General features: G+C 38.6%; 17 protein-coding genes and 1 other annotated feature. Of the genes, 12 read left to right on the top strand and 5 right to left on the bottom strand.

All coding sequences use genetic code 11. The features are described from left to right. Positions 1-39: 39 nt before the first annotated feature. Positions 40-357: a winged helix-turn-helix transcriptional regulator gene (locus tag V7138_RS11810; RefSeq protein WP_335397434.1), complete on the bottom strand. Its 318-nt coding sequence runs from the start codon at positions 355-357 to the stop codon at positions 40-42. A 133-nt stretch (positions 358-490) separates the two neighbouring features. On the opposite strand from V7138_RS11810, the gene V7138_RS11815 reads away from it, so the two are divergent. The 3 genes from V7138_RS11815 to tyrS all read left to right on the top strand — a co-directional run bounded on the left by V7138_RS11815 (position 491) and on the right by tyrS (position 3876). After that, on the top strand, positions 491-1342 hold the full coding sequence (locus tag V7138_RS11815; RefSeq protein WP_335397436.1) for a VOC family protein: 852 nt from the start codon (positions 491-493) through the stop codon (positions 1340-1342). Positions 1343-1730: 388 nt separating this feature from the next. After that, positions 1731-2153: a GreA/GreB family elongation factor gene (locus V7138_RS11820; RefSeq protein ID WP_335397439.1), complete on the top strand. Its 423-nt coding sequence runs from the start codon at positions 1731-1733 to the stop codon at positions 2151-2153. Between the two features lie 108 nt (positions 2154-2261). Beyond that, positions 2262-2483: a binding site (T-box leader), on the top strand. Positions 2484-2631: 148 nt separating this feature from the next. Beyond that, positions 2632-3876 carry a tyrosine--tRNA ligase gene (tyrS, locus tag V7138_RS11825; RefSeq protein ID WP_335397442.1) on the top strand — a complete coding sequence of 415 codons (1245 nt, stop codon included), beginning with the start codon at positions 2632-2634 and terminating at the stop codon, positions 3874-3876. Between the two features lie 40 nt (positions 3877-3916). Here tyrS and V7138_RS11830 read toward each other — a convergent pair whose 3' ends face one another. Both V7138_RS11830 and V7138_RS11835 read right to left on the bottom strand, forming a co-directional pair. Next, a complete protein-coding gene (locus tag V7138_RS11830; RefSeq protein WP_335397445.1) occupies positions 3917-4750 on the bottom strand; it encodes a CAP domain-containing protein in 834 nt (277 codons plus the stop codon). Positions 4751-4923: 173 nt separating this feature from the next. Beyond that, positions 4924-5439 carry a DUF3231 family protein gene (locus V7138_RS11835; protein ID WP_335397448.1) on the bottom strand — a complete coding sequence of 172 codons (516 nt, stop codon included), beginning with the start codon at positions 5437-5439 and terminating at the stop codon, positions 4924-4926. A 170-nt stretch (positions 5440-5609) separates the two neighbouring features. Between V7138_RS11835 and kynB the strand changes: the two genes are divergently transcribed. Next, entirely contained in the window at positions 5610-6230 is a 621-nt protein-coding gene (kynB, locus tag V7138_RS11840; RefSeq protein ID WP_335397450.1) for an arylformamidase, read from the top strand. A gap of 73 nt (positions 6231-6303) precedes the next feature. On the opposite strand, the gene V7138_RS11845 is transcribed toward kynB, so the two are convergent. Next, positions 6304-6453: a hypothetical protein gene (locus tag V7138_RS11845; protein ID WP_335397453.1), complete on the bottom strand. Its 150-nt coding sequence runs from the start codon at positions 6451-6453 to the stop codon at positions 6304-6306. A 287-nt stretch (positions 6454-6740) separates the two neighbouring features. Here V7138_RS11845 and nagE point away from each other — a divergent pair, with 287 nt between their 5' ends. From nagE to V7138_RS11870, 5 genes are all read left to right on the top strand, one after another. After that, on the top strand, positions 6741-8186 hold the full coding sequence (nagE, locus tag V7138_RS11850; RefSeq protein ID WP_335397455.1) for an N-acetylglucosamine-specific PTS transporter subunit IIBC: 1446 nt from the start codon (positions 6741-6743) through the stop codon (positions 8184-8186). 175 nt (positions 8187-8361) lie between these two features. Beyond that, entirely contained in the window at positions 8362-9531 is a 1170-nt protein-coding gene (gene nagA / locus V7138_RS11855; RefSeq protein ID WP_335397458.1) for an N-acetylglucosamine-6-phosphate deacetylase, read from the top strand. A 3-nt stretch (positions 9532-9534) separates the two neighbouring features. Continuing rightward, complete coding sequence (gene nagB / locus V7138_RS11860; protein WP_335397461.1) at positions 9535-10329, top strand: glucosamine-6-phosphate deaminase; 795 nt, start codon at positions 9535-9537, stop codon at positions 10327-10329. Beyond that, positions 10286-11011: a GntR family transcriptional regulator gene (locus V7138_RS11865; RefSeq protein WP_335397463.1), complete on the top strand. Its 726-nt coding sequence runs from the start codon at positions 10286-10288 to the stop codon at positions 11009-11011. The genes nagB and V7138_RS11865 overlap by 44 nt, the downstream gene beginning before the upstream one ends. Positions 11012-11025: 14 nt before the next feature. After that, entirely contained in the window at positions 11026-11943 is a 918-nt protein-coding gene (locus V7138_RS11870; RefSeq protein ID WP_335397465.1) for a DUF7916 family protein, read from the top strand. Positions 11944-11996: 53 nt separating this feature from the next. On the opposite strand, the gene V7138_RS11875 is transcribed toward V7138_RS11870, so the two are convergent. Continuing rightward, positions 11997-12443, bottom strand: a complete 447-nt coding sequence (locus V7138_RS11875; RefSeq protein WP_335397468.1) for a VanZ family protein — start codon at positions 12441-12443, stop codon at positions 11997-11999. Between the two features lie 141 nt (positions 12444-12584). Here V7138_RS11875 and V7138_RS11880 point away from each other — a divergent pair, with 141 nt between their 5' ends. The 3 genes from V7138_RS11880 to V7138_RS11890 all read left to right on the top strand — a co-directional run bounded on the left by V7138_RS11880 (position 12585) and on the right by V7138_RS11890 (position 15182). Continuing rightward, positions 12585-12989, top strand: a complete 405-nt coding sequence (locus V7138_RS11880) for a rhodanese-like domain-containing protein (RefSeq protein ID WP_335397471.1) — start codon at positions 12585-12587, stop codon at positions 12987-12989. Positions 12990-13145: 156 nt separating this feature from the next. Next, positions 13146-13505, top strand: a complete 360-nt coding sequence (locus tag V7138_RS11885) for a MerR family transcriptional regulator (protein WP_438824355.1) — start codon at positions 13146-13148, stop codon at positions 13503-13505. 333 nt (positions 13506-13838) lie between these two features. Continuing rightward, positions 13839-15182 (top strand): hemolysin family protein, encoded by a 1344-nt coding sequence (locus V7138_RS11890; protein WP_438824350.1) that lies wholly within the window; start codon positions 13839-13841, stop codon positions 15180-15182. The last annotated feature ends 178 nt before the right edge of the window (positions 15183-15360 follow it).

A 15360-nucleotide genomic window follows, 5' to 3' on the forward strand; every position in this document is an offset into this window, starting at 1 on the left:
GCATAAGCGACAATCTGCTTTACTATGATGTTTATAAAATTATTTATTTAATTCAACCCAGTCCTGCGACCATTTTTGGATTTCGTCCATTAAAGGTTTAAGGGCTACCCCTTTTTCGGTTAATGAATACTCAATACGTACAGGGGTTTCTGGGTATACATGTCGTTTTACAATACCTTGATTCTCTAAGTCCTTAAGTCTTTCCGAAAGAACTCTTCCACTAATTCCAATAGAAGATTCTAGCGTACAAAAACGCTGCGGACCATTAAGTAGTTGGTATATGAGAAGTCCAGTCCACCTTTGGCCAATTAAATTCATAGCTTTTTCGAATTTAGGACAAATTACATTTGTATCCATATTTCCTTCACCCCTATGAATATATTATAGCGCATTGTAAGAAATAATAAACATACTTGACATAATTTAATTACAAAAATATAATTACTTACATAAAGTAAGTAACTAATAAAAATTAGGAGGCACATAAAAAATGAAATATCAACGCCCACCGTATACATTTGTAGGTCTTGTAGACTTAAAGGTAACCGATTTACAGCGTTCGTTAACGTTTTATCAAAATACAATCGGGTTTAAAGTATTAGAGCAGTCTGAAAAAAAGGCACTTTTAACTGCGGATGGTAAAACACCACTCTTATCCATTGAACAGCCAGAAAACATTACACCAAAAGAGCCACGCCGAACAGGGCTTTACCATTTTGCATTACTTTTACCAACACGAGCGGATTTAGGAAAAGTACTTTTTCATTTGGTCCAAAATAATGTTCCTATTGGCGCTTCTGATCACGCCGTAAGTGAAGCACTCTATTTAGATGATCCAGATGGAAATGGAATTGAAATTTATTCAGATCGTCCAGACACAGAATGGGAATGGAATAATGGCGAAGTAAAAATGGTGACTGAACCACTTGATGGCCAAGGCGTACTCGCTGCTGCGAATGGTGAAAAATGGACCGGACTTCCTGAAGGAACAGTAATGGGGCATATTCACATGCATGTATCTGAGTTGGCAAAGACGGAAGAATTCTATACAAAAGGACTTGGGTTTGATGTTGTCACTCGTTATGGAGGAATGGCATTATTCATTTCTACAGGCGGCTACCACCACCATATCGGACTTAACACATGGAATGGCGTAGGTGCACCTGCACCATCAGAAAATAGTGCAGGAATTAAGTGGTTCACACTCGTACTACCAAACGAAACTGCCTTACAAACAACTGTCGAAAACCTAAAGCAAATCGGTGCATATGTTCAAGAAGAGGACGGATTTATTGTTACAAAGGATCCTTCTGACAATAAAATTAGACTTGTTGTTGCATAAGTGAATTAGATAAGCAGCTATCTTAGGGTAGCTGCTTTTTTGTGGTATTTGCGCAAAACGATAAATGATTTTCCGCAAACTAGAAATACGTATATCGCCGCGCCGCCAATTGATAAAAGATATTTCGGAAACGGAATAAACGGTATATCACCGGTCGGAAAAACGATAAATGATATCCCATAACCCGCAAGTTTTGTCGAATAAACAGATTAGGAGATAGCTAGATTTTGTTGATAAAAATATGATATAATTGGAAATGTATGGTAGGCCTTTCTCTGCTTGAGGAAGGTCTACATTTTTATACTCAAAATGAGGAAGGGGAAATAAAATATGAAGGTAAAGATGAAATTTTGCAAGGTGTTTGATCCTAGTAAGGAGGATATCTACTATGAGCCATAAGGAGTATTTTGCCGAGCAACTCCAATTTATCGACACAAATTTTCAAGAATTAAAAAGTCTCTATTTATCCTCCACACCACTTAAGGAAAGGGACCAGGATTTTTTTAATTCATATATTCGTAAAGTTGAAAGTTACCTGAAAAATGAAGGTACTGAAGCAATTCCGATGGTTTTTATCGGAACAAAGGTAACCGTCTTGTTTGATGGAGAAAATGATACAGAGGATTATTCTATTTGTTTACCAAAACAAACAGACCCGGATGCAGGGTGTATATCATTTCTTTCGCCTGTCGGAAGGCAATTATTGTTGCGTAAAGTGGGTGACAATGTAATTCTGAACACACCAGCAGGTGGGCTTCCAGTCACAGTTCAGAGCATAACGTTTGCCGGGAATTTAATTTTGCAGCAATAGTTATTAAAGCGCTTACATCACTTGGCTGTTTTTTATGTAGAAAAAGGAAGCGGATTTTTACTTGTTAATTATGTAACAATCCGATAAAATATCCTCTATACATTGAAATAATAAGTGATGACAGGAATTAGTAGCAGCTTATCTCCCTGAAGCAGAGAGCCGGTGGTTGGTGAAAACCGGAACAAAGGTAAAATGCGAATTACCTCCTTGAGCTTTCTTTGTGAACCCCAACGGCAATTAGCAAAGAACGGACGAACCGTTATTCGAATGAAGCGGAAGATACATATATCTTCAAACAAGGGTGGTACCGCGTGCAACCACGTCCCTTTTTTAGGGGCGTGGTTTTTTACTGTTTTTTTAGGGAGGAGTCCTGTCTCGGGGACAAAACTAGGTAAGGGCTGGGTGGAATTGTCGTTGAGCAGCCTAAAAGTAAGTAAAAGACATACTAAATAATTCACAAACTAGGAGGAAAACCAGAATGGAGAACTTTATTGAACAGTTAACCAATGAACAAAAAATAGAACTAGAAAGACAATTTGCCATTTATTCAAATGGGGTACAAGAAATCGTTCCTGCACATGAACTCAAACAAAAAATCGCAAAATCAATTGTGACAAACCAACCGCTAAAAGTAAAACTAGGTCTAGATCCGTCAGCACCTGATGTTCATTTGGGTCATACAGTGGTGTTAAACAAATTGAAACAATTCCAAGAAAATGGACATGTCATCCAGCTTCTTATTGGTGACTTCACAGGAAAAATCGGGGATCCTACCGGTAAATCTGTTGCCCGAAAACAACTGACAGACGAAGAAGTTAAGCATAATGCGAAAACATACTTTGAGCAGTTTGGAAAAGTGTTAGACATGGAAAAGGTGGAGCTTCATTACAACTCCAAATGGCTATCTGCCTTAAACTTCGAGGATGTTATCAATTTGGCGGCAAGCATTACAGTTGCTCGTTTGCTTGAAAGAAATGATTTTTCTGAGCGTTTAGCTACTGGAAAGCCAATTTCGCTTCATGAGTTTTTCTATCCATTAATGCAGGGTTATGATTCGGTTGAGCTAGAAAGCGATATTGAATTAGGTGGAAATGACCAGCACTTCAATGTATTAATGGGAAGACATTTACAAGAACATTTTGGGAAAGAAAAGCAGGTCGTTATACTTCTACCACTTTTAGAAGGACTTGATGGCGTTGAAAAGATGTCTAAGTCAAAGGGTAATTACATTGGTGTGGATGAGGCACCAAATGATATGTATGGAAAAACAATGTCCATCCAAGATGAAATGATGGCGAAATACTTTGATCTAGTAACAGATTTATCAATTGAAGAAAAAAGTGAGATTAAAGCCAACTTAGAAAATGGGTCACTACATCCACGTGATGCAAAAATGCTCCTTGGAAGAACCATTGTGAGAATGTATCATGGTGAAGAAGCAGCACAGCAGGCCGAAAATCATTTTAAAACAGTCTTTCAAAAAGGAGTAATCCCAGAAGACATCCCAGAGGTCTCTTGGTCAGGAGAAAACTCCATTTCCATCATAGACTTGCTTGTTCAATTGGAATTACAAAAATCCAAAGGAGAAGCACGAAAAATGATCCAAAATGGTGGCGTTAAACTGAATGGTGAAAAAGTTGTGGATATTCAATTAGAAGTAGAAATAACAAACGATATGATTCTACAAGTCGGAAAACGTAAATTTGTTAAAATTAAGAAGTAATAAAAATGGGGCGACATCCTAGTATGTCTGCCCCATTCTTTTATTTTCCAATAAACATTTGTGACCAGTAGTTTCCGCTTGCTTGGTGTCCAACTCCTATATGAGTGAAGTTCGGATTCAGGATGTTTTTTCGATGTCCTTCACTGTTCATCCAAGCGTTCACCACAGCTTCAGGAGAGGTTTGCCCTTTCGCAATGTTCTCACCAGCAGTTTTGTACGATACCCCAAAATCCCTCATCATATCAAATGGAGACCCGTAAGTTGGGCTCGTATGGGAAAAATAATTTTTTTGTTGCATGTCGTTGGCTTTTGTTTTCGCAACTTTGCTTAATGCAGTGTCCGCTTGAAGGGCAGGTAAACCGTTTTTCTTACGCTGTGCATTTGTAAGATCGATTACCTGTCTTTCAAAATTACTAACGCCTGCTGTAGGTGCCGGAGCTGGAGCAGGCTGTTGAGCCGCAGGTTGGCGATTTTGCTCAGTTGGTGTTGTTTGCCCTGTTGGATAATTCGGTGCAGGCGCAACATTATTTGGTGCTGGTACTGCATTATTTGGTCCACCTGTGAAATGGTAGTTCCCATTAGGTACTACGTTTGTACCGTTTGGTGTACCGACTACAATTTTTTTATTGATGAACCGATAATATTTTTGCTCGCCCTGTGCATTTTGAACGCTTGTTGTATGTGGATACTTATCGCTCGACGTTGTTGTGCGATAAGGACGGTCTTGTTTGATGAGATAGCCGTTATTCACATTTTCCACGTTTGCTGAACGGTTCGTATCATCTGCTGCATTGTTGTTGTTGTTGTTACATGCAGATAATAAAAGCATCGCAGACCCCAGAATCGCTAAACCCGTTTTTGTAAATCTTTGCAATCTAAGTTCCTCCTTTGCGTATTCGATTTACTTTTATATTTTGCTTCTTCCTTATATAAAGTATTGGTGGTAATTAAAGTGAGGGGGTAAGCAAAGCGCAGATAATAATTAAAATGTTAAAATTCACCATAAAAAAGGCAGATTCCTAATGAATCTGCCTTGAGAGGTTTTTTCTAGCATCCTTCAGCTTTATTGATATGAAGTGGAGGAGGAACAAGCCATCCTTTTTCTTTGTTAAGGCGTAGCATTCTTGCTCCAAATTGTGCTTTCTTCATATGAAACTGTCCATACATTGTAGCAATATCCTCTCGAATACATTGTCCGATGATGGTACTGCATGCGACTAAACCTGCAGCTATATCAGCTGACACCTTTGCTGCAATTTCAGGATCTAAAAAACGAGCCCCTGGAGGGATATTTTCAAGACATGCGTTAGGTCGCTCTGGAGGTGCAGGAGGTAACCCTATCCCATTTTCTTTTAAAACTGTTTCAACTTCTTCAATTTCCAGTTTAAGCCCATTTTCAATGATGTCTTCTATGATTTTCTTTAAATCATCGTCACCGGTATGATTAAGTAAGGTTTGGTAAGCAGAAACCATTCCTTTTGCTGTTAACAAGTGAGACCATACACCAAAAACTTCACCATAATGCATTGGCTCTTCCTTTGGATTTCCACTTAATATTCCCATCATAAACCTCCTCAATGGTTGCTTTTTCATAACATCACCTTCTTTTATTAAGAAGACATTTCTAGAATCTCCTCAGAGATATTGTTTTATGTGATGAATAATATAACAAAAACGCAGGTCAAAAACCGTATACTAAAAAGGAGGACAACATTATTGCAGAGGTGAATAACATGAAAATCATTGATATTTCTCAGCCTTTAGGACTCGCAACAAAGGAATGGCCGGGTGATACTCCATTTGAATACGCGTTGTCATGGTCAATTGAAGAAGGATCAACAGTAAATGTAGGAAAAATCAAAACCAGTACTCATATTGGAACGCATATTGATGCGCCATACCATTTTGACAATAATGGGGGAAAGGTGCATGAACTCGAGCTTGACCTCTATGTGGGAAAGGCTCGAGTGGTTGAAGTATCAGGAAAAAAGGAAATTGGGGTTGAGGATTTAAAAGGAATTGACTTAGATGGGATAAAACGATTATTAATACGTACAAATTCATGGAATAATCGAAACCAATTTCCAACCTCAATTTCCAGCTTAAAACCAGAAGTCGCTTCCTTTTTAGCTGGAAAAGGAATTCAATTAATTGGCGTGGATACCCCATCTGTCGATCAGTTGGATAGTAAAGATTTACAGGCCCATCATCATTTACATAAGCATGGCATATATATTCTTGAGGGGATTGTCTTAGATGATGTGGAACCTGGTGATTATGAATTAATTGCTCTCCCGCTTGCAATTGAGGGAGCGGATGGAAGTCCTGTACGAGCAGTTTTGAAAAGAATATAGGGGAACGAAGAAAAATCCATTGCCTTAAGAACAATGGATTTTTTTATCCTCTAGGAAAGGAGGAAATACGTTATTAACAAGCAACAGGTGTGAGATCATTTTTATTTACGAGTTCTACCTTAAAGAGTAATTCCATTTGCTTGATCTCATACATTCCATTTTCATAATCATACAGAACTTCGTACAAATCATTTTTATAAACAACCTTATCACCTTGTTTCATGGAATACCTCCTATTCAATGGCTTATCCATAGTGTAATATAAGGATGGCCCTTCATCTATACGCCTTTAGTTATATTGTAATAGATAAAAGTGTTGATTTTTTGTAAAAAGTTCCATGGAAGTGGTATAGACAACTAAACCCCTAGGTGTTAAAATGAGTTGCAGTAATAATTCTACCTATTTTTTGTTACACTACCATGTAAGCGTTACCTGTTTTGAAATCATTTTTATTTTTGTAGGTGTACCAAAAAATAGAGGATGACACAAAACATAGGAGGAATATCATCATGATGAAGTATCTTCAAAAAATTGGTCGCTCATTGATGTTACCTGTTGCGGTATTACCAGCAGCGGCTATTTTGATGGGTATCGGATACTGGATTGACCCTACTGGTTGGGGAGCAGACAATGCAGTAGCAGCATTTTTAATTAAAGCAGGATCTTCTATTATTGACAACATGTCAATTCTATTTGCAGTCGGTGTTGCTTTAGGGATGTCAAAGGATAAAGACGGTTCAGCAGCACTAAGTGGTCTAGTTGCTTACCTGGTTATTACAACTTTACTTGGTACAAACACTGTTGCAATGCTGCAAGGGGTTGATCCAGGTGAGGTAAATGCGGCTTTCGGTAAGATTGGCAACCAATTTATTGGTATCCTCTCAGGATTAGTTGCTGCAGCGATGTACAATCGTTTCAGTGAAGTACAATTACCGGATGCACTAGCATTCTTTAGTGGAAAACGATTGGTACCAATTATGACATCTGTAGCGATGATCGTAGCATCTGCAATTCTTTTCTTTGTATGGCCAGTGGTTTATACAGGATTAGTTTCATTCGGTAAGGGTATCAGTGAATTAGGATCTATTGGTGCAGGACTTTACGGATTCTTTAACAGATTATTAATTCCAACAGGATTACACCATGCTTTAAACTCCGTATTTTGGTTTGACGTTGCGGGAATTAACGATATCGGTAACTTCTGGTCAGGAAATGGAGAAAAAGGAATTACAGGTATGTATCAAGCAGGATATTTCCCAGTTATGATGTTTGGTCTACCAGCAGCTGCGCTTGCAATGTATCACACAGCGAAAACAGCTCGTAAAAAACAAGTTGCTTCTTTAATGTTGGCAGCAGGTTTTGCATCGTTCTTTACAGGTGTTACTGAACCTCTTGAATTTGCATTCATGTTTGTTGCACCAGCATTATATGTAGTTCACGCGGCATTAACTGGTATTTCATTATTTATTGCATCAACTTTCCACTGGACTGCAGGTTTTGGATTCAGTGCAGGTTTAGTTGACTTTGTATTAAGTTCACGATTACCTTTAGCAAATATGCCATATATGCTATTGCTACAGGGTCTTGTATTCTTTGTTCTATACTATTTAATCTTCCGTTTCTTAATTACGAAGTTCAATATTAAGACTCCTGGTAGGGAAGATGATGTAGAAGAAGGTCAAGCTATTCAAGCAGACGGAAAAACAAGATTCGCAAGCATGGCAGCTCAAATTTATGAAGGCTTAGGTGGAGACGAGAACGTTACATCAGTTGATAATTGTGTCACTCGCCTACGTTTAGAAGTAAAAGATATGGATAAAGTGGATCAGCAAAAAATAAAAGCTACAGGTGTTCCAGGAATCAATATTGTGGGTAAAAACAGTATCCAAGTTATTGTAGGAACAAATGTACAATTCGTTGCAGACGAGGTCCATAAAATTCGTAAAGAAAAGTAAAAATGTTATAGGGCTATCCAATAAGGATGGTCCTTCTTTTATTTACAAAGAAAACACAATAATTTTATGACAAGATGGGAAAAGTAAGGAAAAATAACCAATACTATAGTGGTATAGACAACTAGCCGCCTTGAACGATATACTTAAAGTAAGAAACATAAAAGGAGTCCTTTGCATGTTTATAACAAACCTAACTATATTTTCTGAAGATGGTATCATCAAAAAAGGATTTATTGAAATCGAAGGAAAAAAAATAAAGAAGGTTGGTCAAATGGCTGACTTCCAAACAAGTGATAAAGACGAAGTCATCTCATTTGATGAGTCTTATTCACTCCTTCCAGGAATGATTGACCTACATATTCACGGAGCTGGCGGTTCCGATGTGATGGATGCGACCCAAGAAGCATTAGATACAATGACAAAGATATTACCGAAGGAAGGTACCACAAGCTTTCTTGCAACAACGATGACTAAGACAAAAGAAGATATTGAGAATGCGATTGGGACTATTGCTGATTTTATTCCGAAGCAACATCCAGGTCATGCTGAGATATTAGGCGCACATTTAGAGGGGCCATTTTTGTCTCCGAAAAGAGCGGGAGCCCAGCATCCAGACAATATCATTAACCCAGATGTGGAGCTGTTTAAAAAATGGCAATCCGTATCAGGCGACAATATTCGCCTTGTGACATTAGCGCCAGAAGAACCAGGTGGACTTGAGTTAACAGCCCATTTGAAAAATACAGGCGTTGTGGCCTCCATAGGTCACTCAGACGCGGTATATGATGAGGTTGAAGCTGCGATAGAAGCAGGAGTTACCCATGCTACGCATTTATTTAACGGCATGCGCGGCATTCATCATCGGGAGCCTGGTGTAGCAGGTGCTGTTCTCTTACATGATGAAGTCAAATGTGAAATGATTGTCGATGGTATTCATATTGCACCTAAAATGGTGAAATTTGCATATAAAAATAAAGGGAGCGAAGGTTCTATTCTTGTAACCGATGCAATGCGTGCTAAATGCATGAACCCGGGAACATATGATTTAGGCGGTCAAGAAGTTATTGTGAATGAAGAGAGAGCTGTATTAAAAGATGGCACCTTAGCAGGAAGTATTTTAAAATTAAATGATGCAGTTCGAAATATGATGAGATTCGCTGATTGCTCTCTTGAGGACATAACCGTAATGACAGCTGTTAACCCAGCCAAACAAATCAATGTGTTTGATCGAAAAGGAAGCATCAAGGCTGGTAAGGATGCAGATATCGTGATAGTAAATGATCAATTAGAGGTAATCATGACATTTTGTCGTGGAAAACTTGCTTATTCAAATAGGGAGGGATAATAGATGAAGGTTATAGCGGTAAAAGATTTTAAAGAAATGAGCCAATTCGCAGCAGCTATGATTTCACATCAAGTAAAAGAAAAGCCAAACTCGGTATTAGGTCTTGCGACTGGTGGTACTGTAGTAGGAACATATGAGGAGCTAATTAGGGACCACAAGCAAAACAAAACGTCGTATGAAAACATACAGACAGTTAATCTTGATGAATATTTAGGAATTGATAAGGACCATCCAAATAGCTATCATCATTTCATGATGGAAAATCTTTTCTCACATATTAATATTAATCAAGACAACATCCATATTCCAAATGGGTTGGCAAATAATTATGAAGAAGAAAGTATAAAATACGAAAAGGTCATTTCCGATTTAGGTGGGGTCGACCTTCAATTACTTGGAATTGGGGTTAATGGCCATATTGGATTTAATGAGCCTGGCACACCTTTCGATTCTGCTACCCATGTAGTGGAGCTTGAAGAATCTACAAGACAGGCTAATATGCGTTTTTTCAATAGCATCGAAGAAGTTCCAACCCATGCTGTCACAATGGGAATCTCTACAATCATGAATAGTAAAAAAATCCTTTTACTCGTTTCAGGTAAAACAAAGGCAGAAATCCTTGAGAAAGTAATAAATGAAGATATTACGGAAACGATTCCTGCTACTGTTTTGAAGAATCATCCTGATGTAACGATAATTGCAGACGAAGAGGCACTTTCATTAGTGGATGATGAAAAAAAGAGGGGCTTTAATCGTGATAAAGAAGAGTTCACCAGTACCTATCTACTTTCAAATTGAGCAAGGAATTCGTGAAAAAATCGAAAAAAAAGAACTGAAGCCTGGCGACATGATTCCATCTGAAAGAGAATATGCAGAAAAGTTTCAAATCAGTAGGATGACTGTTAGACAAGCCATCAATAATCTTGTCAATGAGGGTTATTTAGAAAGAGTACGAGGAAAAGGGACTTTCGTTGCTGTAAAGAAAATTGAAAAAAATACGCAGAAGTTAACGAGCTTCTCCGAGGACATGCTTTCTAGAGGGCTTAAACCAGCTACAAAGGTATTAAGCTTTAAAATAATAGAAGCAGACTCTTTAATTGCCTCAAGACTTAAGGTGGAAATAGGAGCAGAGGTTTACAAAATTGAACGATTACGACTTGCAGACCAGCAGCCAATGGCTTTTGAGGTTTTTTATATGTCACAAGACCTTGTGCCAGGTCTAACATGGGAAGTGGCAGAGCACTCCATATTTGGATATGCAGAGGAAATTGGGCTTCATATCACATCTGGGGTTCAGGAGCTTGAAGCAACCACCGCCCAAAAGCGCGAGGCATCTGCGTTGGGAATTAAGGTGGGAGCACCTATTCTATATTTTCAACAAACATCATACCTTGAGGATCAGCAGCCACTCGAGTTTGTAAAATCTTATTACCGTGGTGATAGATATAAATATAAAGTGGAAGTGGTTCGAACATTATAGTAGGAGGTTTCATCATGAAACGACTTTTAGATTGTACAGCCTCAGATTTTCAAAAAATGAACGGACAGGATCTCAAACAATCCATTAAGGCTTCTGAAGGAAGGGTTATTTTATCAGAGGTAATTGGTTCCTTTCAGCCAATATATCCAGCCGTAACGAATGCCGAAATGGCGTCAGCATTTGGTGCCGATCTCTTGATTTTTAATTATTTTGATGTTTTTTCTCCTTTTGTAGAAGGCTTTGAAGCTGGGGAGGGTGAATCCATCGTTGAAAAGCTTAAGGAGCTTACCGGCAGACCAATTGGCTTAAATTTAGAGCCTGTTGACCCCAATGCACAGCAGCTTGAAAAACTAAGTCAACTTCCAAAAGGTCGCTTGGCAACAGAGGAGTCCTTAAACGAGGCGAAAAAACTTGGCTTTGATTTTGTTTGCTTAACTGGAAATCCGAAAACCGGTGTTACAAATAACGAAATTGTTGTCGCAATTAAGAAGGCGCGTGAAGTGTTTGGAAGCGAAGGCCTCATTATTGCAGGAAAGATGCATGGTGCGGGGGTTGCCAATGAATCCGGAAGTGGAATCATATCAGACACAGCACTAGAAAGCTTTGTTGATGCAGGTGCGGATGTGATCTTAATGCCTGCCCCTGGAACTGTTCCGGGAATCACGCTTGAAACAACGGAGAAGAATGTCCGTTTTGTTCATTCCAAAGGTGCATTGGTGATGCTGACAATTGGTACAAGTCAAGAAGGTGCTGATGAAGCAACGATTCGTCAAATTGCGTTAACAAGTAAAATGGCTGGTGCGGACATCTACCACATTGGAGATGCCGGCTTTCATGGTATTGCGATTCCCGAAAACATCATGACTTATTCAATCGCTATTCGAGGAAAGCGTCATACATATGTCCGAATGGCAGCTTCGGTTAATCGCTAAAAATACGGATTTAAAAAGGAGATGAGGTTTCAAATACATCGTCGTATTTGTCCTCATCTCCTTTTTTTGCGCTTTTTGCGAACCCTTAAGACCTGTAACACCATATAACCAATCATAGCCCCTGCCGTATTTAAAATAATATCATCTACATCAAAGCTTCCAAGCTTACTGAAGAGTTGAAGAACTTCAAGCGAGAATATTCCGATGACAAAAGCAAAGAGAAACAAAAAGAAATTTGAAAGCTTCGGAAAAAGAATCGGGAGTACAATCCCAAATGGTATAAAAACGCCAATATTTCCCGCAATATTAATAATCCAAATGTGAAGAGGAAAATGGTCATAATACGTAAAATAATTCGTAATCGTTGAAAAGGGCGTTAGGTTGTACCGGAATTCCACACCCTTTGTCCGGAAATATGCAAAAAACATCCAGTATATAAGAAATAGTGAATAAGTGATGAACACTGTACCGGCTAAAAACCGTTTTATAGGCTGCCCCAATTTAGTAAAATCTCCAATCCCTAAAACATTTTTCTAGTTTACTCTACCGCAAAAAGGAGGCAATGTCACATGAGATTTTTCGTTTCCTCCATCTATAGATTATAATAGGAAAATAACGTGTATGAAAAGGGATGTTAAAAAATGGACACAATTACAATACTACAAATTGGATTAGGAATAATCTTCATTATTTTGATTTACGACTCCTTCAGACCTGTAAAGAACCTCAAACAATTATCGGCAGAGGATTTTAAAGAAAAAATGAAAAGGCCAAAGGAAATTGCGCTCATTGATGTGCGTAGCCCTTATGAATACCAAACAAACCACATTAAAGGGGCCATTAATCTGCCTTTGTCTAAAATTAAGCGAAACAAGATAGAAATTCCAACGGATAAGGACATTATTTTATATTGCCAAACAGGGATACGAAGTAAGCAAGCGGCAAAAGCCCTACGGAGAGGGCATAAAAACTTACCACTATCTCACCTAAAAGGTGGCCTCTATAGCCTGAAAACAGAAGCCGCTCCCGGACCAAAGAAAAAGTAAAAATCACCTACCGTACAGGGGAAACCGGCACGTTTGACTGTACGGTTTATTTTACATATAATAGAAGAATAAAAGACTGATAGAAGGGGTGATGTCGTTGGGAAGTTATACCGTATTGGAGAACTAGCAAAAGAAGCAAATGTATCAAAACGCACGATTGATTACTACACACAGCTTGGTATACTAACTCCAGAACGATCAGACTCAAACTATCGGTTCTATAGTGACGAGGCGGTGGAAACCCTTCATCTCGTTTCTCAATACAAGGAGTTAAACATTCCTTTACTTGAAATCAAGGAAAAGGTAGAGCTATTCCATACCAATCGTGTAGAGCAAGAAAAAGTCTTGAAATACACGCAAGTTCTTTCAAAGCGCATGGAGTATTTAGAAACGGAACTGAAAGAAATGCAGCCAATGCTGGAGTCTCTTACAGAGGACCAACAAAAATCCGTGGTGAACAAGATGTCCACACAAAGCATGGCACTCGCAAAATTAATTATGGTTCTGTTTACTTGAATCTAAGCTTATATAGTTATGAAACTATCAGAATAAAAATTCATTCTTAAAGAATAAAAAATCATTGTCATAAATACTTTGTATAAACGACATTTCTTCGTAAGGAATGTAAAATTAAAATAAGAGTTCAAAAAGGAGGGTAAAAAGGACCAAGGATTTCAAGGCGGTGTAGCTTTGAGTACCTGAGCGTATGGGGTTAATACGTGAGGAACGCAAAAGCAAGCCAACGCAGAAATTCGATGTGTCATTTTCGGCCGACTTTTTGACAACATTAAAAACTTACCTATTTAGGAGGTGTAATCCTTACTCGTTTCGCACGTGTAAGGAAACTATTTGGAGATATTTAATTTGGTCTTGGTTGCAATTTTGATTGCGTTAACTGCCTTTTTTGTGGCGTCGGAATTTGCGATTGTAAAAATAAGAAGTACTCGTATCGACCAACTCGTACAAGAAGGGAATAGAAACGCTATTGCTGCTAAGGCCGTCATCTCAAACCTGGATGAATATCTTTCGGCATGTCAGTTAGGTATCACAGTAACAGCTTTAGGCCTTGGTTTTCTTGGAGAATCAACTGTTGAGGCTTTACTTCATCCGTTATTCGGTATGTTAAATATACCGGCTTCATTTTCAACTGCTTTATCAATCGCAATCGCGTTCCTGATTATTACATTTTTACATGTTGTAGTCGGAGAACTCGCACCGAAAACGATCGCTATTCAAAAAGCAGAAAGAATTACTCTGTTTTTTTCTAGACCCTTGATCTTTTTCTATCGATTGATGTTTCCATTTATTTGGGTATTAAACGGTTCTGCCCGCTTGTTAACCGGATTATTCGGCTTTAAGCGTATATCAGAACACGATATTGCCCATACAGAGGAAGAATTGCGACTTATTTTATCTGAAAGCTATAAAAATGGTGAAATTAACCAGTCTGAATATAAATATGTGAATAATATCTTTGAATTTGATGATCGTGTAGCCAAGGAAGTCATGGTACCACGTACCGAGATCATTGCCCTTGATAAGGAAAAATCAGTCCAAGAAATTTTACAGATTATGACGAGTGAGAAGTATACACGTTACCCAGTCGTTGATGGGGATAAAGACCATATTATTGGATTGGTTAACTTAAAGGAACTGCTCACGGATGTTGTGACAGGGACGGGTGCAACTGATAAAACAATCGAGGATTATACGAGACCTATCATCCATGTCATCGAGTCTATTCCAATTCAAGAATTATTAGCTAAAATGCAAAGAGAACGCGTGCACATGGCGATTTTAATCGATGAATATGGCGGGACCTCTGGACTGGTGACGGTTGAGGACATTATTGAAGAAATCGTTGGAGAAATTCGCGATGAATTCGATACCGATGAAAAGCCAGCTATCCAAAAAATTAACGACACGACAACGATCTTAGATGGTAAGGTCTTAATTGGTGAAGTTAACGACCTGTTTGGATTACAAATTGATGATACGGATGTAGATACGATTAGTGGTTGGATTTTAACCGAACAAATTGATATCCACCCTGGTGACAAAATTCCATTTGGGGATTATGAATTTAGAATCATCGAAATGGATGGTCACCATATAAAATCCCTGGAAATCAAAAAAATCATCAAACAAGAACAGATCATCACGATTGGCCAAAGCGCCAGCGCACTAGAATAACATGCAAAAGCCTTGACGGGTATCTCGTCAAGGCTTTTTTGATGACTTCATATTTTGGGGATTGAGTGATTTGGACAAGAGTAGAGGTGCCCCCCAGAGAGCTGTCCAAAAGCGAGGATGATTCTGACAAGAGTAGCGGCGAAATCCTGAGAACTGTCAAAAGGCGAGGGTGATTCTG

The organism is Bacillus sp. JJ1533, assembly GCF_036965045.1.
Taxonomy (GTDB): Bacteria; Bacillota; Bacilli; order Bacillales; family Bacillaceae_L; genus Ferdinandcohnia.